Below are 26,307 nucleotides of genomic sequence, written 5' to 3' on the forward strand. Positions count from 1 at the left end.
AATTTCAAGTTGAAGTTAGCCACCCAAAAGAAATTCACTTGGCGACTTGTAGTCCAAGCATTTTTTAGGGTAGTTGTTAATCCAATTTTCGATAAAAGCTACTTCTTTCGGAGTCGTTTTCTTGGTTCCTTTAGGTAACCATCTCCGAATCAATCGATTATGGTTTTCATTTGAACCTCTTTCCCATGAAGAGTAGGGATGTGCATAGTAGATATGTTCCTCAGGAAATACCTCAGACAATCGTTTGAACTCCGAACCATTATCTGCAGTTATTGATAAAATATGATACTCAGCCAATAGTAACCTAAGTGCCTGATTGACAGCTTCAGCAGTTTTACTTGGAATTAATCTTATGATTTGGTGTCTACTTCGTCGGTCGGTTAAGACTAAAAGACACTGATTTTTCGCTCTGGTTAGTAGAACTGTATCAATTTCATAATGACCGTTTTCCAATCGAAGATTGATGACCTCTGGTCGCTCTTCGATTGATTTACCAGCTGGCTTAAAGTTCGGACTAGCTTGCTTCTTGCCACCTTTCCCTTTTCTAGGATAAAGCATGTCCGATTTCTTCAATCCTAAATGACCATTATGAAACCAATAGTAGATGGTTGAAATACCTACTTTCACTTGCTTCTTCTTCACTATCATTTCAGGTGAAAATTTTTGCTTATGATAGTGTAAAATCTTCTCTTTCATTTCTTTCGTTAGGATTATCTTTTTAACCGACCGTTTTCGATTGGAATGGTAAACAGTTTGTGCATAATCAGCAGAATAAACTTTTTTGTAGACCCCTTTTCGCACTTGTTGTAAGGTTGTCCCACGCTTGATTTCATTATGAATCGTTTGAGGCGCCTTTCCTAACAAGCCTGCAATTTCACGATTTGACTTATTTTCAAGTTTCCACCGCTCAATCAAGCGACGGTTATCTATTGTCAAATGTTTCCCTTTTGGGGTATAATGTCCTTGCATCTCTGTGCCTTTCCTTGTGTTTGTGGTGAACAACAAGTATAGCACAGAGGTGTTTTCTTATACCTTAAATCACATTTCATTTGACACCAGGCACCCTTGAAGCTGTTTTTTCAGCTAAACCAAGGCTATGATTAGCCTTGGGCAACTAGCCTAACAGCTTCAAGCCTGTTATCAAATGAAATCATCAACTTACTCAAACATAGTGAAACATCTAATTCTTGACTAAGGTAAGGTGGCTAACTTCATTATAGAACTTTCGTTTTCGCCAAATTTCATAAAAAATCCAAAAAATCCCAAAAAACTGGTTGACAAAGTATATAAGTCGTGATAGAATGATTGAGTTGTCTCTTGAAGGGCTAGTTAACAGAGAAACGAAAAAAAGTTTCGAAAAAGTGTTGACAAGACCATCAGAAGATGATAGAATGATTGAGTTGTCTCTTGAGGGACTGGTTAACAGAGGAACGAAAAAAAAGTTTCAAAAAAGTGTTGACAAAGTTCACAAGAAATGATAAACTAAGATAGTTGTCGCGAGAGCGCGATAACGACAAGACCTTTGAAAATTAAAGAAGACGAACCAAACGTGCAGGGTGATTTATCAAATGATAAATCGTCAATGACAAAACAAAACAATAAAACGGAAAGCTAGCAATAGCTTGAGTTTGAATCAAAACTTTTAATGAGAGTTTGATCCTGGCTCAGGACGAACGCTGGCGGCGTGCCTAATACATGCAAGTAGAACGCTGAAGTCTGGTGCTTGCACTAGACGGATGAGTTGCGAACGGGTGAGTAACGCGTAGGTAACCTGCCTCATAGCGGGGGATAACTATTGGAAACGATAGCTAATACCGCATAACAGTATTTACCGCATGGTAGATACTTGAAAGGAGCAATTGCTTCACTATGAGATGGACCTGCGTTGTATTAGCTAGTTGGTGAGGTAACGGCTCACCAAGGCATCGATACATAGCCGACCTGAGAGGGTGATCGGCCACACTGGGACTGAGACACGGCCCAGACTCCTACGGGAGGCAGCAGTAGGGAATCTTCGGCAATGGGGGCAACCCTGACCGAGCAACGCCGCGTGAGTGAAGAAGGTTTTCGGATCGTAAAGCTCTGTTGTAAGAGAAGAACTGTGAGAAGAGTGGAAAGTTTCTCATTTGACGGTATCTTACCAGAAAGGGACGGCTAACTACGTGCCAGCAGCCGCGGTAATACGTAGGTCCCGAGCGTTGTCCGGATTTATTGGGCGTAAAGCGAGCGCAGGCGGTTTGATAAGTCTGAAGTAAAAGGCTGTGGCTTAACCATAGTACGCTTTGGAAACTGTCAAACTTGAGTGCAGAAGGGGAGAGTGGAATTCCATGTGTAGCGGTGAAATGCGTAGATATATGGAGGAACACCGGTGGCGAAAGCGGCTCTCTGGTCTGTAACTGACGCTGAGGCTCGAAAGCGTGGGGAGCGAACAGGATTAGATACCCTGGTAGTCCACGCCGTAAACGATGAGTGCTAGGTGTTGGGTCCTTTCCGGGACTCAGTGCCGCAGCTAACGCATTAAGCACTCCGCCTGGGGAGTACGACCGCAAGGTTGAAACTCAAAGGAATTGACGGGGGCCCGCACAAGCGGTGGAGCATGTGGTTTAATTCGAAGCAACGCGAAGAACCTTACCAGGTCTTGACATCCCGATGACCGCCCTAGAGATAGGGTTTCTCTTCGGAGCAACGGTGACAGGTGGTGCATGGTTGTCGTCAGCTCGTGTCGTGAGATGTTGGGTTAAGTCCCGCAACGAGCGCAACCCCTATTGTTAGTTGCCATCATTCAGTTGGGCACTCTAGCGAGACTGCCGGTAATAAACCGGAGGAAGGTGGGGATGACGTCAAATCATCATGCCCCTTATGACCTGGGCTACACACGTGCTACAATGGCTGGTACAACGAGTCGCAAGTCGGTGACGGCAAGCTAATCTCTTAAAGCCAGTCTCAGTTCGGATTGTAGGCTGCAACTCGCCTACATGAAGTCGGAATCGCTAGTAATCGCGGATCAGCACGCCGCGGTGAATACGTTCCCGGGCCTTGTACACACCGCCCGTCACACCACGAGAGTTTGTAACACCCGAAGTCGGTGAGGTAACCTTTTAGGAGCCAGCCGCCTAAGGTGGGATAGATGATTGGGGTGAAGTCGTAACAAGGTAGCCGTATCGGAAGGTGCGGCTGGATCACCTCCTTTCTAAGGAAATGGAAACCTGTACGTCAGTCTTCTTTAATTTTGAGAGGTCTTGTGGGGCCTTAGCTCAGCTAAGCGAAACCTTTAGGTTGAAGCTTTGTCGAAACTAGCGGAGCTAGTGCACGACAGGGGCCAGCGTCTCAAAAATGATATTATATCGAAACAATTAAATACGTTAACAGGTACATAAAAATGTACGGGGCCTTAGCTCAGCTGGGAGAGCGCCTGCTTTGCACGCAGGAGGTCAGCGGTTCGATCCCGCTAGGCTCCATTATCTAGAATACAGAGTAACCTAGATAACTAAGATAACTGAATACGAACCTAAACTTCCTAGGAATAAGTCAAAACCACCTAGTGTCTAAAGACACGTCGTTGGTTATCTCCTTATTCTACGAAAGTTTTGCGACAAGTCGCATCGGTTCTTAATATCTTAGAACTTGTCCATTGAAAATTGAATATCTATCAAACATTCCTGATGTATCTGAAAGGATACATTAAGAAATAGTAACAAGAAAATAAACCGAAAACGCTGTGAATATTTAATGAGTTTTCTAGTTTAGAAAAAAACTAGTAATTAAGGTTAAGTTAATAAGGGCGCACGGTGGATGCCTTGGCACTAGAAGCCGATGAAGGACGTGACTAACGACGAAATGCCTTGGGGAGCTGTAAGTAAGCAATGATCCAGGGATGTCCGAATGGGGGAACCCGGCAGGTAATACCTGTCACTCACTACTGTTAAGGTAGTGAAGAGGAAGACGCAGTGAACTGAAACATCTAAGTAGCTGCAGGAAGAGAAAGCAAAAGCGATTGCCTTAGTAGCGGCGAGCGAAACGGCAGGAGGGCAAACCGAGGAGTTTACTCCTCGGGGTTGTAGGACTGCAATGTGGACTTAAAGAGTATAGAAGAACTACCTGGGAAGGTAGGCCAAAGAGAGTAAAAGCCTCGTATTTGAAATATTCTTTATACCTAGCAGTATCCTGAGTACGGCGAGACACGCGAAATCTCGTCGGAATCTGGGAGGACCATCTCCCAACCCTAAATACTCTCTAGTGACCGATAGTGAACCAGTACCGTGAGGGAAAGGTGAAAAGTACCCCGGAAGGGGAGTGAAATAGAACCTGAAACCGTGTGCCTACAACAAGTTCGAGCCCGTTAATGGGTGAGAGCGTGCCTTTTGTAGAATGAACCGGCGAGTTACGATATGATGCGAGGTTAAGTTGAAGAGACGGAGCCGTAGGGAAACCGAGTCTTAATAGGGCGGATTAGTATTATGTCGTAGACCCGAAACCATGTGACCTACCCATGAGCAGGTTGAAGGTGCGGTAAGACGCACTGGAGGACCGAACCAGGGCACGTTGAAAAGTGCTTGGATGACTTGTGGGTAGCGGAGAAATTCCAAACGAACTTGGAGATAGCTGGTTCTCTCCGAAATAGCTTTAGGGCTAGCGTCGACATTTGAGAATCTTGGAGGTAGAGCACTGTTTGGATGAGGGGGCCATCTCGGTTTACTGATTTCAGATAAACTCCGAATGCCAATGATTTATGGTCGGCAGTCAGACTGCGAGTGCTAAGATCCGTAGTCGAAAGGGAAACAGCCCAGACCACCAGCTAAGGTCCCAAAATAATTGTTAAGTGGAAAAGGATGTGGGGTTGCACAGACAACTAGGATGTTAGCTTAGAAGCAGCTATTCATTCAAAGAGTGCGTAATAGCTCACTAGTCGAGTGACCCTGCGCCGAAAATGTACCGGGGCTAAAACAATTTACCGAAGCTGTGGATAACACATTAGTGTTATGGTAGGAGAGCGTTCTATGTGTGAAGAAGGTATACCGTGAGGAGTGCTGGAACGCATAGAAGTGAGAATGCCGGTATGAGTAGCGAAAGATGGGTGAGAATCCCATCCACCGTAAGACTAAGGTTTCCAGGGGAAGGCTCGTCCGCCCTGGGTTAGTCGGGACCTAAGGAGAGACCGAAGGGTGTATCCGATGGACAACAGGTTGATATTCCTGTACTAGAGTATGAAGTGATGGAGGGACGCAGTAGGCTAACTAAAGCGGGCGATTGGAAGAGCCCGTCTAAGCAGTGAGGTGTGATATGAGTCAAATGCTTGTATCTGTAACATTGAGCTGTGATGGGGAGCGAAGATAAGTAGCGAAGTTAGTGACGTCACACTGCCGAGAAAAGCTTCTAGCGATGTATCATACTCTACCCGTACCGCAAACCGACACAGGTAGTCGAGGCGAGTAGCCTCAGGTGAGCGAGAGAACTCTCGTTAAGGAACTCGGCAAAATGACCCCGTAACTTCGGGAGAAGGGGTGCTCAGTTTAACTGAGCCGCAGTGAATAGGCCCAAGCAACTGTTTATCAAAAACACAGCTCTCTGCTAAATCGTAAGATGATGTATAGGGGGTGACGCCTGCCCGGTGCTGGAAGGTTAAGAGGAGGGTTTAGCGCAAGCGAAGATCTGAATTGAAGCCCCAGTAAACGGCGGCCGTAACTATAACGGTCCTAAGGTAGCGAAATTCCTTGTCGGGTAAGTTCCGACCCGCACGAAAGGCGTAATGATTTGGGCACTGTCTCAACGAGAGACTCGGTGAAATTTTAGTACCTGTGAAGATGCAGGTTACCCGCGACAGGACGGAAAGACCCCATGGAGCTTTACTGCAGTTTGATATTGAGTATCTGTACCACATGTACAGGATAGGTAGGAGCCTATGAAGTCGGGACGCCAGTTTCGACTGAGGCGCTGTTGGGATACTACCCTTGTGTTATGGCTACTCTAACCCGGATAGGTTATCCCTATCGGAGACAGTGTCTGACGGGCAGTTTGACTGGGGCGGTCGCCTCCTAAAAGGTAACGGAGGCGCCCAAAGGTTCCCTCAGAATGGTTGGAAATCATTCGCAGAGTGTAAAGGTATAAGGGAGCTTGACTGCGAGAGCTACAACTCGAGCAGGGACGAAAGTCGGGCTTAGTGATCCGGTGGTTCCGTATGGAAGGGCCATCGCTCAACGGATAAAAGCTACCCTGGGGATAACAGGCTTATCTCCCCCAAGAGTTCACATCGACGGGGAGGTTTGGCACCTCGATGTCGGCTCGTCGCATCCTGGGGCTGTAGTCGGTCCCAAGGGTTGGGCTGTTCGCCCATTAAAGCGGCACGCGAGCTGGGTTCAGAACGTCGTGAGACAGTTCGGTCCCTATCCGTCGCGGGCGTAGGAAATTTGAGAGGATCTGCTCCTAGTACGAGAGGACCAGAGTGGACTTACCGCTGGTGTACCAGTTGTCTTGCCAAAGGCATCGCTGGGTAGCTATGTAGGGACGGGATAAACGCTGAAAGCATCTAAGTGTGAAACCCACCTCAAGATGAGATTTCCCATAACTTTATGTTAGTAAGAGCCCTGAGAGATGATCAGGTAGATAGGTTGGAAGTGGAAGTGTGGCGACACATGTAGCGGACCAATACTAATCGCTCGAGGACTTATCCAAGAATAAGTAATGAGAACGTTAAGAAAAGCGTATGATTTTAGGAAATCAACGCGGAAGTCGGTTAGACTTCAAGGCGATTTATCTAAATCACTAGCTTTTTAGTTCGAATACAATTACTTATTAAAACTAGAGTCGATATTGACAAGCGATCGGTTTCTTGTTAGAATATAGATATTCAATTTTGAGTTGACAAGACTCAGTAGTTAAGTGACGATAGCCTAGGAGATACACCTGTTCCCATACCGAACACAGCAGTTAAGCCCTAGAACGCCTGAAGTAGTTGGGGGTTGCCCCCTGTTAGATACGGTAGTCGCTTAGCAAATTGGGAGTTTAGCTCAGCTGGGAGAGCATCTGCCTTACAAGCAGAGGGTCAGCGGTTCGATCCCGTTAACTCCCATATAAGCGGGTGTAGTTTAGTGGTAAAACTACAGCCTTCCAAGCTGTTGTCGCGAGTTCGATTCTCGTCACCCGCTTTGAACATAGTTCATACCCAAACTTGGTTTGGGCGCGTAGCTCAGATGGTTAGAGCGCACGCCTGATAAGCGTGAGGTCGGTGGTTCGATTCCACTCGTGCCCATTATATGGTCCGTTGGTCAAGGGGTTAAGACACCGCCTTTTCACGGCGGTAACACGGGTTCGAATCCCGTACGGACTATATTATTCGGAGGATTACCCAAGTCCGGCTGAAGGGAACGGTCTTGAAAACCGTCAGGCGTGTAAAAGCGTGCGTGGGTTCGAATCCCACATCCTCCTTAGTATTATCGCGGGATGGAGCAGCTAGGTAGCTCGTCGGGCTCATAACCCGAAGGTCGTAGGTTCAAATCCTGCTCCCGCAATTTCTTTAAGAATTTGGCTCGGTAGCTCAGTTGGTAGAGCAATGGATTGAAGCTCCATGTGTCGGCGGTTCGATTCCGTCTCGCGCCATTAACTTAATATTATATTTCGGAGAGATAGCGAAGAGGCTAAACGCGGCGGACTGTAAATCCGCTCCTTCGGGTTCGGGGGTTCGAATCCCTCTCTCTCCATACCTTTACGGGCATAGTTTAAAGGTAGAACTAAGGTCTCCAAAACCTTCAGTGTGGGTTCAATTCCTACTGCCCGTGTTATATGGCGGGTGTGGTGAAGTGGTTAACACATCAGATTGTGGCTCTGACATTCGGGGGTTCGATTCCCCTCACTCGCCTATTTTAATATTGGGGTATCGCCAAGCGGTAAGGCAAGGGACTTTGACTCCCTCATGCGTTGGTTCGAATCCAGCTACCCCAGTTCAACTATATGCCGGCGTGGCGGAATTGGCAGACGCGCTGGACTCAAAATCCAGTGTCCGCAAGGACGTGCCGGTTCGACCCCGGCCGCCGGTATAGTTTATGTAGGAGAAACGTTGATTTATCAGCATTTCTTTTGTTTTTTGGTCAACTTTTGGTCACTATTTATCATTTTCAATTAAACTCTTTAATACTGAACGAACTTTATTGTTCTCAATCTCTGCTTTTTCTTTGATAAGATGTCCGTATGTTTCAGTGATTTCAGTAATATCTTTATGACCCATGAGTTTTGATACTGCCCAAATATCGACGCCCATAGCTAACATTGTGGAGCAATAGGTATGTGGAGCAATAGGTATGCCGTAAACCTGTGCTTGTCATATTTTGGGGAAAGATGCGTAATGTTTTTAAGATTTGTTTTAAGTGTTTGTTGATGCCTGCATTAGTCACGATATTATAATTTATATCTACGAAAATCATATTTTCATCATTTGTGATGGTTCCATTTTCGATAAACACATCTTGTTCTTGTTTTAGTTTTTCAAGAACGTTTAGTGTATCTGCATCAATAGGGATTGTCCGTATTGAATCTTCTGTTTTAGCTTTGCTCCAACGCTGTCTAACTGTATCATACCGTCGATATGTCTTTATTTCAAATGTATCCCATAACACACAGTCCCATGTTAGTCCTGCCACTTCACCTGCACGTAGTCCAGTTTTTAGTTGGATTAGTAGTAAGTGAGGAATGATAGAACTAGTCATGTCTAAATTCTCTTCTAAGTAACTAACCAGTTTTTGATAATCCTTAAAACTATGAATATACTTATCTTCTTTCCGTTTTTTAGGAGGACGACCAGATAAAATAACACCTTCTGTAAAATCTTCAATATTGAGTTTGTCACGTTTAGCAAAGACAATGACATTTCGGATTTCCGCATTCATTCTACTTACGTTATCACGACAATTTGTTTCAGCGTATTTATTGATAAAAGCTTGATATTCACTAGCTTTTATCTGAATAGCTGGTTTATCTTCAAATTGTGCTTTGATGAATTTTCCACGTAACATATGCTTGTTTAGTGTTGTATCAGCTTTACCAAGCGGTTTTACAGTCAGTTCTAGCCATTTTTCCCATAAGTCATAAAATGTAATGTTTTTATCTATGATTGCACCTTGCATTAATTTTATTTCGATGCTAAGCGCTTCAATTTCGGCTTCACGTTTAGTTTTGAAGCCTGAATTTGATGCAATTACTTTTTTGTTCTTATCAAAGATACGGTAGTCCCAAGTTTTATTTTTACCTCTTTTTCTATATGAAATTGCCATTGATTACCTCTTTCTAAAAGCGATAACCAAGATATTATCTTGGTTATCATATCATAATTCAAAAATTTCTGCAAAATGTTCTTCAAAATATTTTTTGGTTTTACTTGCTAAAAAATAGTAACGTCCGCCTTGATTCTGAGGATATTTCACAAATCCCTCTTTATTATTTTTATCAATATCAATTTTTGAGCGGATATCTGGCTTGTATAGCACGTTTTCTAAAAACCAAGGTCTAGACACCGAAAGCATTTCTAAAACTTCGTTTAAGGTCATATAACGCCCTTGAGAAGCTTGCTTAGTCAAATGATCATAATCACTTTTAGGAATGATGACATGGCTTTCAGGAAGCTGTATAGTGATAGGATCTAGTTTTAATTCAAATTGTGTGATCATAATTTTTTCCTTTCGTTTGTAGGATCATACTGATATCGAATATTGAAATACTCACCGACAAAATCTGTTAGGCGGTTCATTAACCACCTTTCATTGTCTCTTTGAGAAGTTAAACATTCTAAAACTTGCTCAGAGCTCATCATAAGATTGTTAGTTAAAAAGTAGTCATAGCAGTTGAAACCTGTTTCTAGTTCAATAGTAGCTTCCATATTTTCAATTTCAAGCAATAAGCAAATCAGATCTGTTTTTGTTAGTTTTATCATTTTACTTTACCTCATTTTAGTAATATGAGATAATCAAGTAAGAGATTAGCTTACTTGACTAATCTTCTAATTGGTTTGAGTTGTCGTTCGAATCGCTTTGGTCGGTAGATTTTTCGGCAACTTTTTTTGTTTGTTTAGAATTATTGTTATTGATCTGAATTTCACTCAAAATTTCTTGTGCAACTATTGTCAAATCTGGTTCAGAATCTTGAGTGATAGAATCTAACTTCCAATCCTTGATTTTCTGAAATTGTAGTTTCGCCTTTTCTTTTAAATCTCGGATAGCGTGATAGTACCATAATTCAATAATGAGTTTATTTTGATCATTATGATACATTTTGATTACAAAACGAATTCTTCGCATGAGTTGATGATACTCTCTTTTCTTTTCTTCGAACCAACCATCAACCCAATCCCAGTATGTCTCTGAATTTGTCATAATTGTTAAATCATTGATAATGTATGCATCTTTGAAACGAGAACTAAGCTGATTGGCTGAATTTGGTTCTAAAATTTGAAAGAGCTCACGATATGCCATACCACACGATCCATCAAATTCATTGATGATAATTGTTTTTTGTCCTTTGTAGCCAGATCCTAGATCAAATCTCTTTTTATTTATAGATGGAGTATGAGCACCTAAACGATCATGCTGTTCTGCGATCAACCTCGCAAGAAACGATTTGCCACTATTACCTAAACCGTGAATATAAATTCCGTTGTGATTCCGTTCTCCACGGTTCATCCGCTCAAATTCTTGTTGGATAAATTCTTGACGATTTTCTTCAAATTGCCGTTTGTTTGTATTCCATGCTTTTTGTGCTGTGCGCTGTGTAAATTGCTCGAATAAACGTTCTTTAGCTTCTTCAGGTAGTAAACCCTCTGATGAAATTTGATAACATAATTCTAAACAATAATCATCAACTTCTAAGCCGTCATCTGATTTCTCTTTACTGTGGTCTTTGATTTCGCCCATGATACTGTTGATATAGTCTCCATTTGATGATTGAATGACTTCCTCAACAGAATATGGATATTTCCCCTCAGCCATATTTCGCTCATTTCTATGTGTCAAATACCTACAAGCTTTGATTGAACTCCTTACAAATTCAAGGTTTTCTTCTCGTGAAATTTTTAATGCTTTGTAAACGGGAGAAAAAGGGCGAGCATTTTTAAATTCAAGATAAAAATGTGCGTGTAATGGTTTAAGTGTTCCCTTATCGTCGATATCTTTATCATGGAAGATAATGTAGTATGTATCTTCATCGTGTTGACAATATTCTTTGATACGTTTTTCAACGGATTTTTTAAAATCATCTTCTGTAAGTTTCGGATCAGCATTTGCCTCATATTCATACGAAATCTGTCCAAAGAATTTACGTTTGCGAGTGTTTGGATCAATCGCTTTCTTTTTAACCATATTGAGGTCTCCTTTGTATTTGTATTTTTTTGACACAAAATTATTGTGATGTGTCATTTTTGTTAGGATAGATTTGATTGTTTTTTGGACGCCACAGACGGAGAGAAATGTGGCGTCCAAAAACATCAAATAGGGTTCAAAATTTGGCACAACACAGATTCAAATGATGTTCCAAATGTTAAGTGTTAGACGTGGGTTGTTCCAATGATTTTCGTTTCTTGATACCGTACAGATAAGCTTGTTCAAAAATACTTATCTTTTCAAGCTCATGTTCGTGCATGTTAATGTTCCAAAATCGTCTAGGTTTAGAGAATTGACCGTCAGAGGTCATGATGTAACCACTAAAGCGTGGGGCATGGTTTTCAATATTATCAGCTTCTCCGAATACCATACGTGCTAATTCATCTGTGATTGCACCGTTTGAGAGACAGATACGAACACCAAGATTATCGCGAACAGCCGTTGAAATCAGCTCGGAACGTGGTTGCTGCATACAGATACACATATAGACCCCACTAGAACGTGAGCGAGAGACGATTGACAAGACTAAATCTTGTACTCTTTTTCGCTTTTTAGCATCAGTGATACTTGATAGCATTGCAGAATATTCTTCAATGATAACAAGCTTCATTCTCATTTCTTTACCAAAGTTGACAAATGTTGCACCTGTTATATCATCTCTTGCAGCTAATTGAGCAATCTCTTTTTCACGATTAATTACTAAATCAAGCAAAGTTTCAAAATAAGCGAGGATTTCGTCACTATCTGAAATAATGGTACCTTTAGGTAAAAAGTCCCACGAACTGAATTCCGATTTGACATCAAATATTGTTAAATCAACGTCTGATTCAAACATAAATACTTGAGCCAGCATGGATTTTAGAAAAGTGGTCTTAGATGATGACGTATTACCGACTAATAATAAATGGATATTCTTAAGCATTGAAAAGGTCAATCCTGTCTCCACTGTTATTGCATAGTCATTTGCTGGCTTTAATTCTGTGATACGCTTTGGCTTCAGCTGTCTTGCTTTAGCTTCTACGATATCCTCGAGTAAATATGTAAATTTTGTATTATCCTCAGATAACCAGTAATCAAGAACTATTAAAGAGCGATTTTTTCCCACTAAACAAGCTGAAAGCATCTCCGCAAACTTTTCTAAATCATCAGTTGTCTGATCAGCTAATTTATTGATCGTAACTGTAATGCGCCTGCTTTGCTTCGAGAAGCACGCAGTCGCTTTTGAAACATCTATGAATTTGCTGCCGACTTTGCGATTAGCAATCGCAGAATCTTTCAATGCGGTATGGGCTTGACGTTCAATCAATCTTAATTGCTGATATTGAGAAAAAGAATCCGATTCTTTAACACGATAAAGGAAACGCAAGAGTAATGAGCCATTAACAAGAAGCAAGACAGCTGAGCCAAATAACATGAGATAGAATGCCCATGTCATTGGTCTAGCTATCACTTTTAGTTCAACAGCCTTTATAATCAACCAGTTGCAGATGAATCCTACAATCAGTAACACTGATCCAAAAAGTTGAATCAATGTTACTAAACTAGGATAGGCTTTCATCATATAACCTAAATGTGGATTTAAACGATATCTAATCATAACTTCTTACAGAGTTTTTCCATTTCTTCCAACATATGACGACGCATTAATTCATAATACATGTATGCTCGAATAAAATCTGTATATTTACCATTTGAATAAGCTAGACTCAGATAGATAAAAGAGTCAATGATTTTCGGATCTTCAGTACGCAGATATTTAGCAAATATTCGTCGCAATTCGATTGGTAGATCCCAAGCAGATAAATCTGATAATTCTTCATGAATGTTTTTCATATTACTGTCCCCCTGATGATCGTGTCACGTTTTCTTCTTTAAGTTGCAAGAGTGGCTTAGCACTGACTAATTCCGTTAACCAGTATCCGCCGTTTTTGAAATTGTATCCAAATGCTGTAATATCATAAACGACCAGTGGTTCAATTGATAGAGGTTTATTAATTGGCGTTAGCAATGTTACAGTTTTACACTCTTGTCCAACTGTTGCAAATTGATACTTAAGTTTTGAAGCTGTATCTTCTTTTTTATCGAAACCACGATTATCCTTAACTTTTTGCCCATTTTCATCACGAACATAATCTTTATAAGGAGTAGCAACTGAACCTAGATTCACAGCTGTAACATTAATAGTCTCTTCAGAAGACTTATTAGCATTTGATACGATTTGTTTAAACATTGACATAAAAATTCTCCACTTTCCATTACAGAAAGGCTTCTAAAAAAATTACATTGTAAATAGTTGCGCGCTATTTATTTACCTTCTTATTCTACTCTAAATAAAGTTATACAACAATCATACAAAAAATAGAAAGTTAAATACTTCACATGTATAACTTTTTGTGTTATAATGAACTTGTAATTAGATAAGGAGTAATTAATAATGCACAATACAAAAGAAATGATTTGCAGATTCACATTAGATTCTATCCCACAAAAAATATTGGACTATCAGGAAAAGTATCTGAAAGAACACCCTAAAAAGAAAAAATATTTCTTGTACAAATTCTTATATGATGCAGTAATAGATAATGGTTATGGTGAGGCCTATTATGGGGGTTCGAAGAAATCTGCTAAACAGCGAATGACTAATATCAAGAAAGGCGACCGAAAAGCCATGACTCCAACGCCAATTAGGCTGATTGCCCAAAATGTGGAAATTTCTGCATCTGAATTGTTGTGGGAAAAAGAAAAAGACTGGAAACCACTTCTCCCAGCTCTGTTTTATCTTGTAATTTTTGATGCATTGAATGATATTGATAAGGGTACAAAAGAGAAGTTTTCTCTCCAAGAAAGAGCTATAGAAGCTTTAAAGCCATCTGTTGTCTTTGCATCTGAATTGGCTAAAAAAGAAATTGAATCTGATTTCTCACTTGAGAGTATCTCTTTTGATATTCACGATAAAAAGTTAGCTCAAGTAATTTTTCGACTATATCAGCCTGAGATTGAGCAACAATTTTATCAATTATTTAAACAAGTCTTTATTGACAGTGATTATGAACTAGGCTATTTAGATGCTAAACTTAAGGAATTTGCTCATCAAGTGATTGATGAAATTGAGCACTGGAATGAGAAACAGACTGCAATCATTGCAGATTCTCTTGGCTCTCAAATTTATCAAACATACAATTTATACTATTCACATGAGATGCGGGAATATAGGAGTAGTTTATTAATTAAGAGTGATAAACGTTATTCGCAGTTAAACTACTCGCATTATTTAGAAGAAGAACAACAGATGATGGTGGAAGCAATTGAACATTTTGTGACAGAATTAGAGAAAGTTCAGACATTACAAGATAAACGATTAGGTTATCGTAAAACTGACACAGAGTTGTTCAAGATTGGATTTGACCTAGTAGGATTTGATAAAGATTATTTTCGAACAACAGAAGTTCAAATTGAACCGAAGCTGCTAACGGTTGATGAAATAAATGAAGGTATTGAAAAGGCAAATAAGGATAATACTTTACCTATTTAAGTAGAAGAAAACCGCTAGGATTGAATCTTAGCGGTTACTTTAGTTTTAACTGATTGATGATAGGTAACCGCCCAATAACAAGGTATATTGAAAAGGTTCCAAAGTCCTGTCGACTCTGGAACCTTTTTCTATTTGCACTTTTCTTGAATATTTTCAGCCCATGGTAAATAAGCCTCCAGAACTTCTTTTTTTGCGAGCGTCTCTTCGTTAGGTAAGTGTTCTAGAAGATAGGTCATATATTTCTCTGCATCAAGACCGTGTCGTTTAGCAGTTTCTAAAAGACTCAAAATGATAGCTGTCGACTTGGCCCCCTCAAAGCTTTGAGAGAACAGCCAATTTTTACGTCCCATCACCAAGGTCTTCATAGCCCTCTCAGCCATATTGTTGGACAGGACTAAATCGCCATCCGAGAGAACGGTTCGGAAGGTGGTTTCGTATTTGAGGCTATACTCTATTGCAGTGCCCAATTTGGAACCTGGCAAGACAGCCTGATTGCGACACCAATCAAAGAACTCGTCCATCAAGGGAGCCAACTCTGTCTGCCGTTTATGCAGCCGCTCCTCAGTAGACAAGTCAGTCCAGTCATTCTCCAAGGCAAACAGGCGGTCGCAATAGGCTAAGCCCTTGGCTCCTAAAGAAGTCTTGTCTGTCTTCTTAGGAGTCGCCTCAAAGAATTTTCTTCTGACATGAGCCCAACAGCCAACCAGCTGAGCCTTGTCTAACTGCCGATAGGCTGACCACATGTCACAATGTACATAGCCCGCATAGTCCCCAAGAACTTCCTCCACAACCAAGCCACTCCGTCGTTTGTCATGATGATAGAGGGTGATGCCCTTTTTCTCATGCTTCCCAGACAAGAAAGTCCAGTAGAAGGTCAACTGGCTATCATTTTCTAAGACCTTGTAGGAGGTTTCATCCGCATGGAGAATAGGCTGCTCCAACAATTTCTCGTGCAACAGGTTATAAATCGGTTCGAAATAATACTGACTAGACTTGATGTGCCAATTGGCTATTTCCTTGCGACTGATGGGCAGACCGAGCTTGTTCCAATCCTCTTCCTGACGGTAATTGGGCACCTTCAGATTGAACTTCTGGTGAATGGTGTGGGCAATGATAGAGGCTGAACCCAAGCTGTGTGCCAAAGGTGCCTTAGGAATGGGAGCCTTGATAATCTTATCGCTCAGATTCTTCTGACTACATGCCTGACACTTGTATGCGTGTTGAACATGGTCAATCCGCTTTAATTGTGCAGGAATGAAGACCAACTCTTGTCGTTGAACAGTTGAACCAATCTCCTTTAATTGACCATGACAGTCTGGACAGGTACAATCTTCGCCTTGCAATTCGTGATGCACTATCTCTGGAGTGAATTGGCTGAAAATAGCCTGACGAACTCCCTTAGCTTTCTTGCGTTTATAGGTAATCGTTTCTGTTTCAACTGGGTAAGTCAGCTTCTTCTTCAGGGAGAATTTCCTCCCCAAACAAGCTCAGCTGACCGGGTTGATACACAACCTTCTCTGATGATTTTCCGTAGAGTTTCTGTCTCAGATACTCAATCTGTTCACGAAGGAGGGTAAGTTCATTAGCCATCATATCTATCGTTTTTGACTGTGTTTCAATAATTTTTTCTAGTGATGACATAACCAATCTCCTTCTTTTTATCTCATTATACACAAAGAAAAGCCATGATTTCAATAGAAATCACGACTTTTTGAAAGATTTATTTTTGGATTGATAGAAAATCCTTTCATGAGCCAGTCCACCTGCTCGGAAGTTAGAGCCTTGACCTCTTCTTCATTGTTTGGCCAGGTCAATTTTCCATTCTCAAAACGTTTATACAATAACCAAAATCCTTGTCCGTCCCAGTAAAGAGCTTTGAATCGGTCTTTTCGACCTCCGCAGAAGAGATAGACCTGACCTGAAAAGGGATCCAGATTGAATTGACTTTTGACAAGGTAGGCGAGAGAATCAATCCCTTGACGCATGTCCGTTTTACCGCAAACCAAGTAGACTTGACCTAAATCACTGAGTCGGATGGTCATAGTGCAGTACCTTATCCAAGATTGTTTCTAATATTTTTTGGTTGATAGAGTGAAAGAATGTGACTTCCACTTTTCCGAGACGAATTTTCATCAGAATATCATTTCTGCCTTTCTTCTCAAAGCGGCGAGATAGGGGAATAGTCAATGGGACGATGGGGTGTGACATAATAAATCCTCCAGTTTTGTTTTTTATAACAGTATACAGGAGGAGGGAGTGATTAGATAGATACCTTGTTATTGGGCGGTTACGATGATAGTATTAAAAGCAGCGAGAATTTCTTCTTGTTGACCTTCAGGAATACTTTTAAGATTAGTAATTAAATCTGCAATATGAGGATTATCATCTTTAGGGGTTATATCAAAAAATGATGCTATATCACAATCAAGTGCTTCCATTATTTTTTCAAGTGTATTTATCTTAATATTAGTTTCTAAATGTTCCAATTTATAAACATAGTTTGTACCAAGATCAGCCAATTCTTCAACTCGTTCTTGGGTTAACCCTTTTTGCAACCTTAAAAGGCGAATTCGTTTGCCAATAAATGTTCGTAATGATTGTTTCATGATATACCTCACGATACCAATATTACAGCTTTTGACAACAAATATTAACTTCTTAAAAAGTTGTAAGCAACTTTACAAAGCTGTTTATATGTGTTAAAATCTATGTAAAAGCAACTTCAAAAGGTTGTTTATATAATAGGAGAAAAAACCATGAACAAAAAATCAATCAAAACTCTTGCAACAGGTGCGGCAATCGCAACAGCAATCGGTGCTACTGGCACACCAGCATTCGCTGAGGAAGTAAAACCAGTTACAACTGAAACACCAGCAGTGGAAACTACAGCTGTCGAAGCACCTAAAACATCAGCTGATGTCAAACCAGCTCTTGATGCTCAACAAGCTATTGTTGATGCTACTGCTCAAGATACAACTAACGCTCAAGCTGATGCAGACGCAACTAACCAAGCTGTTACCACTGCTGAAGCAGACGTTGATACTGCAACACAAGCTGTCAAAGACGCTGAAACAAACGCAACAAATGCTACACCAGACAACATTGCAGCAAACCAAGCTGACCAAACAGCTAACCTTGCTGACCAAACAGCAAACGCTGCTGAAACAGATGAAGTCAATGCTGAAATCACAGCACAGACACAAGCTGTTGCAGATGCACAAACAGCTGTTGATACTGCCCAAGCAGAAAAAGACCAAGCGGATGCCACAGTAGCATCTAAAGAAGCTGATGTTAAAGCAGCACAAGATGCTCTTTCTGGTACTGGTCTTGCAGAGGCTCAAGCAACCCTTGACCAAGCTACAGCTGACGTCAAAACAGCACAAGATAATGTTACAACTGCTACTACAGCCGTTGATACAGCTAAAAAGGCAGACGCAGATCGTCAAACTAAGATTGATGCAGCAACAACTGACGTTGCAGTCAAAACAGACGCTGTTGATACAGCAAAAGCAAAATTGACTACTGCACAAGATACTGTTAAAACAACAACTGAAGCAGTAAGTAATGCTACTGACGCTGTCAAATCAGCAACAGACGCTCTTGCAAATGTGGATACTGTTACGTTCACAGGAACTAAACAAGATATTGACAATTTTAAAGAATCCCTCGATATGTGGAAACAAAACAAAACCGACCAATTGTGGAAAAACACATTGATCGGTGATGGTGTCAAAATGGCACAAAATTTTAACACCACTATTAGTTCAGCTGATAAAAACGAGCTTGTTGACTTCACAAATATCACAAAAGAGCAAGCAGAAGAACTTGCACTTTACAATTTGCAAGTAATCAATGCTATTCGTCAACAACTTGGTTTGCCTGCATTTGAACTAAATACAGGTTCAATGAAAGCTGCCCAAGACCAAATGAACAAATATGTAGCTCGCAACCAAGATATTCTAACAGCTGGTCATTTGCCAGGTGATTACTTTGGTGAAAATGGTGGTCCAATTGCACTAGCTAAATTTGGTACATCAATGACTATGTATGATGTTAAGCACGAAATCTACAAGTTTGTAATGACTCAAGCCTTCGCTGATGCACCATCAAATTGGGGTCACTCAAATAACATCCAAAAACAAGTATCTGATTTTGGTGCTTCATTTGGTATCATTGCTGGTGAATTGTACTCAATCAACGTATTTGGTATCTACACTGGCACCCCAATCACCAACCCAGAAGATGTCGCAACACTCCAAGCAGCACTCACTCAAGCTCAAGCAGCTCTTGCAGCGGCCCAAACTGCATCTGATGAAGCAAAAGCTAAGTTGACCCAAGCAAGCTCAGATTATGCTACCGCACTTGAAGCTAAAACACAGGCAGAAAAAGTCCTTGCTGATGCTACTGCCACACCGCTTCAAACACAGGTGGCAGAAAATAACTTGCGTCTTGCTATTATTGCTTTGCAAAATGCTGAAACTCGCAAAGCAGACGCTCAAAAGGCTGTTGACAACTTCTCAGCAAATCTTGCTGAAAAGAAAGCAGCTCTTGATACTGCTAAAGCTGAACTTGCTACAGCACAAGCTACTGCAACTGCAAAAGCTGAAGCACTTAAAACAGCACAAGCTAACCTTGCAAGCCAACAAGCAACCCTTGATAGCTTGAACAAAGAACGTGACACACTTCTTGCAGAAAAAGACCGCTTAGTTGAAGAAGCTAAAGCACTTGCTGAAGAACTTGATGGTTATTTGAACGCACCAGCACGCCTTGCTGACGCTCAAGCAACCCTTACAGAAAAACAAACTGCTCTTGCAGACGCACAAGCTAAAGCTGAAACAGCACAAAACAAACTTGAAACTGTTACTGCTAAACTTGCAGCAGAAGAAAGCAAATTGGCTGAACTTCAAGCAGAGTACGACAAACTCAAAGACCTTGAAGACAAAGCAAAAGACAATGTCATTGCAACGCTTCCAGACGGAACAGTGATTGCAGTACCAAAAGTTGCACCAACTGTTGCTGAAAAACCAGCTATTGATATTGATGCAGTCAAACAAGCTCTTGATAAAGGTCAAGATGTGAAGGTTGTTGACGGTAAGGTTGTGGTGGCGAACCCACAAGCAGGTGTCACCGTCACACCACAAGGTATTACTTACTCACGTGTAGAACGTGCTAAGACCTTGCCAAACACAGGGGAGCAAACAAGTTTGTTGGCACTCGCAGGTGTGGCAGTATTATCTAGTCTTGGTCTTGCAAGTGCAAGAAGACGCAAACAAGGATAGGTAGCGAATATGAAAAAAATCTTCTTACTATGATGACAGTAGGAAGATTTTTTGGATTGCTAAAAATTTCGGAAAGACTACGCTATTCCAACAATTTTTAGGGATGAAATATGATACACTAGATGAGTAGAAAAGTGAAGACGGTAGCTCTTGATTTTCTGAAAATGAGGTGATGCCTATGGGCAATTCATCAAAATCTGACGGAAAGGAGGAGCGTTCTTTTGACAGCTTTTGAAGTTGTGCAGACGATTTTAAGTTTCGGTGGTTTCACAGTTGCTTTGATTGGTTTGTGCTATAAAATCTTCAAAGATGAAGACAAAAAATAACCCGTCCCCACTTTTGCGCGAGTAGGACGGATTAAATCTGTAATACGAGCCGCCGTCTTTTTAACGGTTCTACATTTGGATCTGGACGGCAATCCAGCTCCTTTTCTATTTTCATTATAACAGATTACTTGTAAAATGCAAATAATCTGTCAATGTTGGCTGTTAGCTTGTGCTATGAAATTTTAATCTAAGTTGTATTTGAAATTTAGCATCTTTAAAACTTATTGAAAAGCCGCACTCGGTATCAAACTACTTGTATAAAATTCAATACAAGTAACGGAATGATGGAAGTTTTCCTTTTTTAGTTCAGGAAATAACTTGGTCAACTGATGGTCAACTTTACCGATTTTTATACTAACTAGCGAGTGATAATATCTTGATTTTATCGCATTTTTGATACTTATTTTAACTGATTTTAACGCTAGATTGTAGGCCGCCGGTATAGTTTAAAAGACAAGGTTTCTAAGCCTTGTCTTTTGTTATTTTTTTGTGGCTCATTGTCAACTGTAGTGGGTAGACGAAAAGCTAACACCTAGAGAGGACGAAATTCGTTCTCTCTTTTTTGGTGTTTCTTTTTTATTAAGAAGGCTTACGAGTTGCTATGGATAGATATACTCTTTTTCAGTAAATTTTCCTTGTTTTTTTGTTTTCTATGTGGTATACTTAACAAGTTAATTAAAAGGTTAAGGGGATGCCTATGAATCGTATTGCATTAGAAATTGAGAAGTACCTGCACGAGATTGTTTTGAGTTCGGAGAATCAATTGGAGATTTTGGTTGGTTCTTGTCAAAGCACGGTGAAGTTGACGAATACGCAGGAGCATATTTTGATGCTTATTGAAAAGGCTGCATATACTAATACTGAGATTGCTAAGGAGTTGAATGTTAGTCAGGCTGCGATCACGAAGGCTACAAAGTCATTAGTTGCTCAGGGGTTATTGGTGGCGGTTAGAGATGATAAGGATGCTCGTATTGTTCGCTTTAGTTTGACTGAGGCTGCTAAGCCTATTGCTGCAGAGCATGCTCATCATCACGCGCATACCTTGGAAGCTTATGAAGAGCTTTTGGAACATTATAGTCTTGAAGAGCAGGAGTCAATTGCTCGATTCTTAAGTGAGTTAGTGGAGAAGATTAGAAAATAAATGAGATATATTACTGTGGAAGACTTGTCGTTTTACTACGATAAAGAACCGGTTTTAGAACATATTCATTATTATCTTGATAGTGGGGAATTTGTGACTTTGACTGGTGAGAATGGCGCAGCCAAGACAACCCTCATTAAGGCGACTTTGGGGATATTGAAGCCCAAACAAGGGAAGGTTTCTATTGCTGAGAAGAGTATAAAGGGTAAGAAGTTGAGAATGGCCTATTTACCTCAGCAAATTGCAAGTTTTAATGCTGGTTTTCCAAGCACGGTTTACGAATTTGTAAAATCAGGGCGTTATCCTCGACAAGGTTGGTTTCGTCGTTTGACAGCCCATGATGAGGAACATGTTCGGATTAGTTTGGAATCAGTTGGCATGTGGGAACATCGGGATAAGCGCTTAGGTGCTTTGAGTGGTGGGCAGAAGCAGCGTGCGGTCATTGCGCGTATGTTTGCCTCTGATCCAGATATTTTTATTCTGGATGAACCGACAACAGGGATGGATGCAGGGACCAAGGATGCTTTTTACCAGCTCATGCATCATTCGGCTAAGAAGCATGGGAAGTCGGTTTTGATGATAACTCATGATCCTGATGAGCTGAATAAGTATGCTGATCGAAACATTCACTTGGTTCGTGATCAGCAGTCTCCTTGGCGTTGTTTCAATGTTCATGAAGCGGATGAGGAGGTTGCCCATGTTTGATCTATCTGTATTTCATTATGACTTTATGCAGCGTGCTTTCCTGGCAATCATTGCGATGAGTCTGTTCTCGCCCATTTTGGGGGTCTTTTTGATACTTAGACGGCAGAGTTTGATGTCGGATACTCTTAGTCATGTTTCGTTGGCGGGGGTTGCATTTGGTTTGGTATTGGGGATTTCACCAACGCTTTCGACTGTTCTTGTCGTTATTGTGGCAGCTGTATTTTTAGAGTATTTGCGTACGATTTACAAGAACTTTATGGAAATTGGGACGGCTATCCTCATGTCGACTGGTTTGGCGATTTCGTTGATTGTCATGAATAAATCTGGTGGGAAATCAGGGCTTAGCCTGGAACAATATCTGTTTGGTTCGATAGTGACGATTAGTCAGGAGCAGGTAATTGCTTTGTTTACGATTGCTGTGATTGTCATCGTGCTGACATTGTTGTTTTTACGTCCGATGTATATTCTTACCTTTGACGAGGATACGGCATTTGTAGATGGGTTACCTGTGCGAGCTATGTCCATTGCCTTTAATGTGGTGACTGGTGTTGCTATTGCCTTAATGATTCCAGCGGCAGGTGCTTTGCTGGTTTCAACAATTATGGTTTTGCCAGCTTCTATTGCATTGCGACTTGGTAAGAGTTTTAAAGCTGTTATCTTTACTGGGATGGGCATTGGCTTTTTTGGAATGGTCATGGGGTTGCTGACTTCTTACTATGCAGAAACCCCAGCGAGTGCAAGTATTACCTTGATTTTCATTAGTATTTTCTTACTGGTAAATGTTGTTCAAAAATTTAAAAAATAAGGAGTTAAGATGAAAAAAGTTGGTTTATTATTTTTGTCTGTATCAGCTTTGCTTTTAGGGGCTTGTAGCAATAGCACAGCTTCTGAAGATGGGAAGTTAGATATCGTCACGACTTTTTATCCTGTTTATGAGTTCACCAAGCAGGTGGCAGGTGATGAGGCAAATGTTGATCTGTTGGTTAAGGCTGGGACAGAGGTTCATGGTTATGAGCCGTCAGCTAAAGATATTGCTCGTATCCAAGAGGCAGATGCTTTTGTTTATGAAAATGAGAATATGGAAACCTGGGTCCATGATGTAGAAGGTTCAATTGATACTGAAAAAGTAAATGTTATCAGTGCAACGGATGGGATGCTCTTGTTACCGGGTAGTGAAGAAGGGGAGGAACACGACCATAGTGAGGAGGGGCATAGCCATGCTTATGATCCGCATGTATGGTTGTCTCCTGAGCGTGCCATCACACTTGTAGAAAATATTCGTGATAGTTTGGTAGCTAAATACCCAGAAAAGAAAGATGCTTTTGAAACAAATGCGGCAGCCTATATTGAGAAATTAGATGCTTTGGATGCTAAATATTCTGAAACATTATCTGCTGCGAAACAGAAATACTTTGTTACACAGCATACTGCATTTGCATATTTGGCTTTGGACTATGGTTTGAAACAAGTTTCTATTACAGGTGTTGCTGCAGATGAAGATCCAACTCCATCACGTCTAGCAGAATTGACAGAGTATATTAATAAATATGGTATTAAGTATATCTATTTTGAAGAAAATGCGTCAAAATCTGTTGCAGAAACACTTGCCAAAGAGACTGGGGTTCAGTTGGACGTTCTTAATCCTCTTGAAAGTTTGACGGATGAGGATATGAAAAATGGTAAGGATTATATTTCTGTTATGGAAGATAATCTGACTGCCCTTGAAAAAACAACTTCCCAAGAAGGTTCTGAAATTTTGCCAGAAGAAGGTGCTGAGACTGCGCAAACTGTTTATAACGGTTATTTTGAAGATAGTGCCGTAAAAGATCGTACTCTTTCAGATTATGTAGGTGAGTGGCAATCTGTTTATCCATACTTGCTTGATGGTACACTAGATCAGGTCTGGGATTACAAGGCTAAGATCAAAGGTGGTATGACAGCAGAAGAGTACAAGGCTTATTACGATACTGGCTACAAAACAGATGTTGATCAAATTAACATTACAGATAATACCATGGAATTTGTAGTGGGAGATAAGAAAGAAAAATTCACGTATAAGTATGTGGGCTATAAGATTTTGACCTACAAAAAAGGAAATCGTGGTGTTCGTTTCTTGTTTGAAGCAACGGATGCAAATGCTGGTAACTATAAGTATGTTCAATTTAGCGACCACAATATCGCCCCTGTTAAAACAGATCACTTCCACATCTATTTTGGTGGAGAGAGCCAAGAAAAACTCTTGGAAGAGTTGGAAAACTGGCCGACATACTACCCTGTTGGTTTGACTGGTTTGGAAATTGGTCAGGAGATGCTGGCTCACTAAGAATAATGAGAAGACTGGGCAAGGTGTTCAGTCTTTCTTCTTGACAATTTTTGACTACAAATGTAAACTAAAGTTGGAAAATTATTGTTGGGAGGTGAATGTGTGGAGCAGACAATTTCTGCTACGGAGTGGCAGGTCATGCGAGTCCTGTGGGCCCATCCTGGTGCGACTTCTCAGGAAATTATTCAGGCCTTGCAGGAAGGCTTTGATTGGCAGGCGACGACCATTAAGACACTCTTGGGGCGGCTGCGGAAGAAAAACTATTTGAGAATGGTCAAGGAAACCAGCAAATACCACTATTATCCGCTGATCAGTGAAGAGGAACATTTGCAGGGTCAGGTGGAGCTCTTACTAGCTACCATCTGTTCCACAAAACAGGGGCAACTGGTTGAAAAACTGCTAGACACAGGGACATTTTCCCAAAAAAGCCTAGAAAATCTGGCCAGCAAAATCTCGCAGTTACAAAGGACTGCACCCGAGCAAATCGCTTGTCGGTGCTTGGCGGGGCAATGTACCTGTGGGCATCATCATACTCTTCGAAAATCAACATAAGATGTGTTGACTTGACTTGATGAGTGGGAGTGGGAAAGAACTCGACCAGTCTAAAAAGAGTTCGTCAACAAGTCTTTATTTCTAGTTGTTGAGCTGAAACAGTCTATCCCCAGACTGTTTCACTCCCACCCCCGCACAGCTCAAACTGTCTGGGAGACAGTTTGAGGTTGGAGATAAGGCGAACTCTGTTCGCATCAGTCGTAGAGGCCATATTTGGAGTGTAAAAAACAAACAAATCTGTCAATCAACCACTGCGCTGAGATGTTGACACGAACTCTGAGAAGAGGTGCTGGGCTTTCTGCCCAGCCTCAGCCGACTACCTGGCAATGCGAAAGTAGTAGGGTTCTATCTGCTCTTGGAGAAACGAAGACGTTCGCTCTATTTCCAACCTTCAAAGGTTCCCCGAACCTTTGAAGCTAATCTGAACCTGATTTTCATTGAGTATAAAAAAGGAGAAAGAATATGAAGCAAACTTTGAAATTGAAAAACTTATCGTGCCAAAACTGTGTCAAGCATGTGACCAATCACCTCTTGGACTTGGATGGGGTGGAAGAGGTGAAAATCCAGCTGGAAGAGCAGTTGGCGGAGGTGGAAACCTCTGTAGCCTATGACTTGGAACAGTACCAAGAGGTGCTGGATGATACAATCTATGAAGTGGAAGAGTTGATATAAGCGAAAAAGCAGCCGTCGGGCTGCTTTTTATAATGCTTTGAGAAAGGCGTTCAGGTCCAGCTGCACTTGTGCAAGTGAAATTTGGTCCCAGAAGCCGTCTGATCGAAAGCGTGGAATCAGGTGGACATGGAAATGGGTTCCAACGTCAAACAAGCGATCGTTGCAAGCTATGGTCACACCGTCAATTGTCAATGCTTGACAGAGTTTATCAGTCAAAAAGACTTCTAAGTCCGATAGCTCATAGCGAACAGCAGAAGGGATTTGGCTGAGCGTGTCATAGTGTTCCTTGCTAACAATCAGTAGATGCCCAGTTTGGACAGGGTCAATATCCCAGACTACCTTGAAATGTTCCGTCTGGTAGAGAATATCTTCTTCTTTGAGTTGGTGGCAAAAAATGCAGGTCATGTCTTTTCTCCTAGG

At 41.1% G+C, this 26,307-nt stretch carries 23 protein-coding genes, 13 tRNA genes, 3 rRNA genes and 2 pseudogenes; 27 read left to right on the forward strand and 14 right to left on the reverse strand.

What is annotated here, in order from left to right; genetic code table 11:
• Positions 1-15: 15 nt before the first annotated feature.
• Complete coding sequence (locus CWM22_00645) at positions 16-969, reverse strand: IS30 family transposase (protein ID AUC90555.1); 954 nt, start codon at positions 967-969, stop codon at positions 16-18.
• A 278-nt stretch (positions 970-1,247) separates the two neighbouring features.
• Here CWM22_00645 and CWM22_00650 point away from each other — a divergent pair.
• The 17 genes and pseudogenes from CWM22_00650 (at position 1,248) to CWM22_00730 (ending at position 8,030) form a co-directional block, all read left to right on the forward strand.
• Positions 1,248-1,491, forward strand: a pseudogene (locus CWM22_00650) (hypothetical protein).
• A 151-nt stretch (positions 1,492-1,642) separates the two neighbouring features.
• Positions 1,643-3,198: ribosomal RNA gene (locus tag CWM22_00655) — 16S ribosomal RNA — on the forward strand.
• Between the two features lie 187 nt (positions 3,199-3,385).
• Positions 3,386-3,458: transfer RNA gene (locus CWM22_00660), tRNA-Ala, on the forward strand.
• A 306-nt stretch (positions 3,459-3,764) separates the two neighbouring features.
• Positions 3,765-6,670 (forward strand): 23S ribosomal RNA (locus tag CWM22_00665).
• A 202-nt stretch (positions 6,671-6,872) separates the two neighbouring features.
• A 5S ribosomal RNA gene (gene rrf, locus CWM22_00670) occupies positions 6,873-6,988 on the forward strand.
• The 16S, 23S and 5S rRNA genes sit together here with 13 tRNA genes alongside, the layout of an rRNA operon.
• 5 nt (positions 6,989-6,993) lie before the next feature.
• Positions 6,994-7,066, forward strand: a tRNA-Val gene (locus CWM22_00675).
• A gap of 5 nt (positions 7,067-7,071) precedes the next feature.
• Positions 7,072-7,142: transfer RNA gene (locus CWM22_00680), tRNA-Gly, on the forward strand.
• A 30-nt stretch (positions 7,143-7,172) separates the two neighbouring features.
• Positions 7,173-7,246: transfer RNA gene (locus tag CWM22_00685), tRNA-Ile, on the forward strand.
• 6 nt (positions 7,247-7,252) lie between these two features.
• Positions 7,253-7,324, forward strand: a tRNA-Glu gene (locus tag CWM22_00690).
• Positions 7,325-7,332: 8 nt separating this feature from the next.
• Positions 7,333-7,422, forward strand: a tRNA-Ser gene (locus CWM22_00695).
• A gap of 9 nt (positions 7,423-7,431) precedes the next feature.
• Positions 7,432-7,505: transfer RNA gene (locus tag CWM22_00700), tRNA-Met, on the forward strand.
• A gap of 15 nt (positions 7,506-7,520) precedes the next feature.
• Positions 7,521-7,593: transfer RNA gene (locus CWM22_00705), tRNA-Phe, on the forward strand.
• Positions 7,594-7,613: 20 nt separating this feature from the next.
• Positions 7,614-7,694, forward strand: a tRNA-Tyr gene (locus CWM22_00710).
• A 7-nt stretch (positions 7,695-7,701) separates the two neighbouring features.
• Positions 7,702-7,772 (forward strand) — tRNA-Trp (locus CWM22_00715).
• 7 nt (positions 7,773-7,779) lie between these two features.
• Positions 7,780-7,852 (forward strand) — tRNA-His (locus CWM22_00720).
• Positions 7,853-7,863: 11 nt separating this feature from the next.
• Positions 7,864-7,935, forward strand: a tRNA-Gln gene (locus CWM22_00725).
• Positions 7,936-7,946: 11 nt separating this feature from the next.
• Positions 7,947-8,030, forward strand: a tRNA-Leu gene (locus CWM22_00730).
• A 65-nt stretch (positions 8,031-8,095) separates the two neighbouring features.
• On the opposite strand, the pseudogene CWM22_00735 reads toward CWM22_00730, so the two are convergent.
• From CWM22_00735 to CWM22_00765, 7 genes and pseudogenes are all read right to left on the reverse strand, one after another.
• Positions 8,096-9,260: pseudogene (locus tag CWM22_00735) on the reverse strand (site-specific integrase).
• Between the two features lie 51 nt (positions 9,261-9,311).
• Complete coding sequence (locus CWM22_00740) at positions 9,312-9,653, reverse strand: DUF771 domain-containing protein (GenBank protein AUC90556.1); 342 nt, start codon at positions 9,651-9,653, stop codon at positions 9,312-9,314.
• A complete protein-coding gene (locus tag CWM22_00745) occupies positions 9,650-9,916 on the reverse strand; it encodes a hypothetical protein (protein AUC90557.1) in 267 nt (88 codons plus the stop codon). The genes CWM22_00740 and CWM22_00745 overlap by 4 nt, the downstream gene beginning before the upstream one ends.
• 58 nt (positions 9,917-9,974) lie before the next feature.
• Positions 9,975-11,486 (reverse strand): hypothetical protein, encoded by a 1,512-nt coding sequence (locus CWM22_00750; GenBank protein ID AUC90558.1) that lies wholly within the window; start codon positions 11,484-11,486, stop codon positions 9,975-9,977.
• Positions 11,487-11,514: 28 nt separating this feature from the next.
• The gene (locus tag CWM22_00755; GenBank protein ID AUC90559.1) at positions 11,515-12,954 is read right to left on the reverse strand and encodes a hypothetical protein; all 1,440 of its coding nucleotides are present in this window, start codon (positions 12,952-12,954) and stop codon (positions 11,515-11,517) included.
• Positions 12,951-13,190: a hypothetical protein gene (locus tag CWM22_00760; protein AUC90560.1), complete on the reverse strand. Its 240-nt coding sequence runs from the start codon at positions 13,188-13,190 to the stop codon at positions 12,951-12,953. Before CWM22_00760 ends, CWM22_00755 begins: the two co-directional genes overlap by 4 nt.
• Position 13,191: 1 nt before the next feature.
• Positions 13,192-13,593, reverse strand: coding sequence for a hypothetical protein (locus tag CWM22_00765; protein AUC90561.1), 402 nt, complete (start codon positions 13,591-13,593; stop codon positions 13,192-13,194).
• Between the two features lie 198 nt (positions 13,594-13,791).
• On the opposite strand from CWM22_00765, the gene CWM22_00770 reads away from it, so the two are divergent.
• Complete coding sequence (locus CWM22_00770) at positions 13,792-14,889, forward strand: hypothetical protein (protein ID AUC90562.1); 1,098 nt, start codon at positions 13,792-13,794, stop codon at positions 14,887-14,889.
• Positions 14,890-15,017: 128 nt separating this feature from the next.
• On the opposite strand, the gene CWM22_00775 is transcribed toward CWM22_00770, so the two are convergent.
• The 5 genes from CWM22_00775 to CWM22_00795 all read right to left on the reverse strand — a co-directional run bounded on the left by CWM22_00775 (position 15,018) and on the right by CWM22_00795 (position 17,495).
• Positions 15,018-16,370, reverse strand: coding sequence for a transposase (locus CWM22_00775; GenBank protein AUC90563.1), 1,353 nt, complete (start codon positions 16,368-16,370; stop codon positions 15,018-15,020).
• Complete coding sequence (locus CWM22_00780) at positions 16,324-16,530, reverse strand: transposase (GenBank protein ID AUC90564.1); 207 nt, start codon at positions 16,528-16,530, stop codon at positions 16,324-16,326. Before CWM22_00780 ends, CWM22_00775 begins: the two co-directional genes overlap by 47 nt.
• 50 nt (positions 16,531-16,580) lie before the next feature.
• Positions 16,581-16,931: an IS66 family insertion sequence hypothetical protein gene (locus tag CWM22_00785; GenBank protein AUC90565.1), complete on the reverse strand. Its 351-nt coding sequence runs from the start codon at positions 16,929-16,931 to the stop codon at positions 16,581-16,583.
• Entirely contained in the window at positions 16,912-17,097 is a 186-nt protein-coding gene (locus CWM22_00790; GenBank protein AUC90566.1) for a hypothetical protein, read from the reverse strand. Before CWM22_00790 ends, CWM22_00785 begins: the two co-directional genes overlap by 20 nt.
• Positions 17,098-17,165: 68 nt before the next feature.
• Complete coding sequence (locus CWM22_00795; GenBank protein ID AUC90567.1) at positions 17,166-17,495, reverse strand: transcriptional regulator; 330 nt, start codon at positions 17,493-17,495, stop codon at positions 17,166-17,168.
• 150 nt (positions 17,496-17,645) lie between these two features.
• Here CWM22_00795 and CWM22_00800 point away from each other — a divergent pair, with 150 nt between their 5' ends.
• From CWM22_00800 to CWM22_00840, 9 genes are all read left to right on the forward strand, one after another.
• Positions 17,646-20,168 carry a surface exclusion protein gene (locus CWM22_00800; GenBank protein AUC90568.1) on the forward strand — a complete coding sequence of 841 codons (2,523 nt, stop codon included), beginning with the start codon at positions 17,646-17,648 and terminating at the stop codon, positions 20,166-20,168.
• Between the two features lie 185 nt (positions 20,169-20,353).
• The gene (locus CWM22_00805; protein ID AUC90569.1) at positions 20,354-20,494 is read left to right on the forward strand and encodes a hypothetical protein; all 141 of its coding nucleotides are present in this window, start codon (positions 20,354-20,356) and stop codon (positions 20,492-20,494) included.
• A gap of 697 nt (positions 20,495-21,191) precedes the next feature.
• Positions 21,192-21,635, forward strand: a complete 444-nt coding sequence (locus CWM22_00810; GenBank protein AUC90570.1) for a transcriptional regulator — start codon at positions 21,192-21,194, stop codon at positions 21,633-21,635.
• Complete coding sequence (locus CWM22_00815; GenBank protein ID AUC90571.1) at positions 21,636-22,340, forward strand: metal ABC transporter ATP-binding protein; 705 nt, start codon at positions 21,636-21,638, stop codon at positions 22,338-22,340.
• A complete protein-coding gene (locus tag CWM22_00820; GenBank protein AUC90572.1) occupies positions 22,333-23,145 on the forward strand; it encodes a metal ABC transporter permease in 813 nt (270 codons plus the stop codon). Before CWM22_00815 ends, CWM22_00820 begins: the two co-directional genes overlap by 8 nt.
• A gap of 9 nt (positions 23,146-23,154) precedes the next feature.
• Positions 23,155-24,663, forward strand: a complete 1,509-nt coding sequence (locus CWM22_00825; GenBank protein AUC90573.1) for a zinc ABC transporter substrate-binding protein AdcA — start codon at positions 23,155-23,157, stop codon at positions 24,661-24,663.
• Between the two features lie 84 nt (positions 24,664-24,747).
• Positions 24,748-25,215: a CopY/TcrY family copper transport repressor gene (locus CWM22_00830; protein AUC90574.1), complete on the forward strand. Its 468-nt coding sequence runs from the start codon at positions 24,748-24,750 to the stop codon at positions 25,213-25,215.
• A gap of 298 nt (positions 25,216-25,513) precedes the next feature.
• A complete protein-coding gene (locus tag CWM22_00835; GenBank protein AUC92816.1) occupies positions 25,514-25,681 on the forward strand; it encodes a hypothetical protein in 168 nt (55 codons plus the stop codon).
• A complete protein-coding gene (locus CWM22_00840) occupies positions 25,678-25,887 on the forward strand; it encodes a copper resistance protein CopZ (GenBank protein ID AUC90575.1) in 210 nt (69 codons plus the stop codon). Before CWM22_00835 ends, CWM22_00840 begins: the two co-directional genes overlap by 4 nt.
• Before the next feature lie 27 nt (positions 25,888-25,914).
• Here CWM22_00840 and CWM22_00845 read toward each other — a convergent pair whose 3' ends face one another.
• Positions 25,915-26,292, reverse strand: a complete 378-nt coding sequence (locus tag CWM22_00845; protein AUC90576.1) for an HIT family protein — start codon at positions 26,290-26,292, stop codon at positions 25,915-25,917.
• Positions 26,293-26,307 lie beyond the last annotated feature (15 nt).

The organism is Streptococcus suis (genome assembly GCA_002831545.1).
Taxonomy (GTDB): Bacteria; Bacillota; Bacilli; order Lactobacillales; family Streptococcaceae; genus Streptococcus; species Streptococcus suis_P.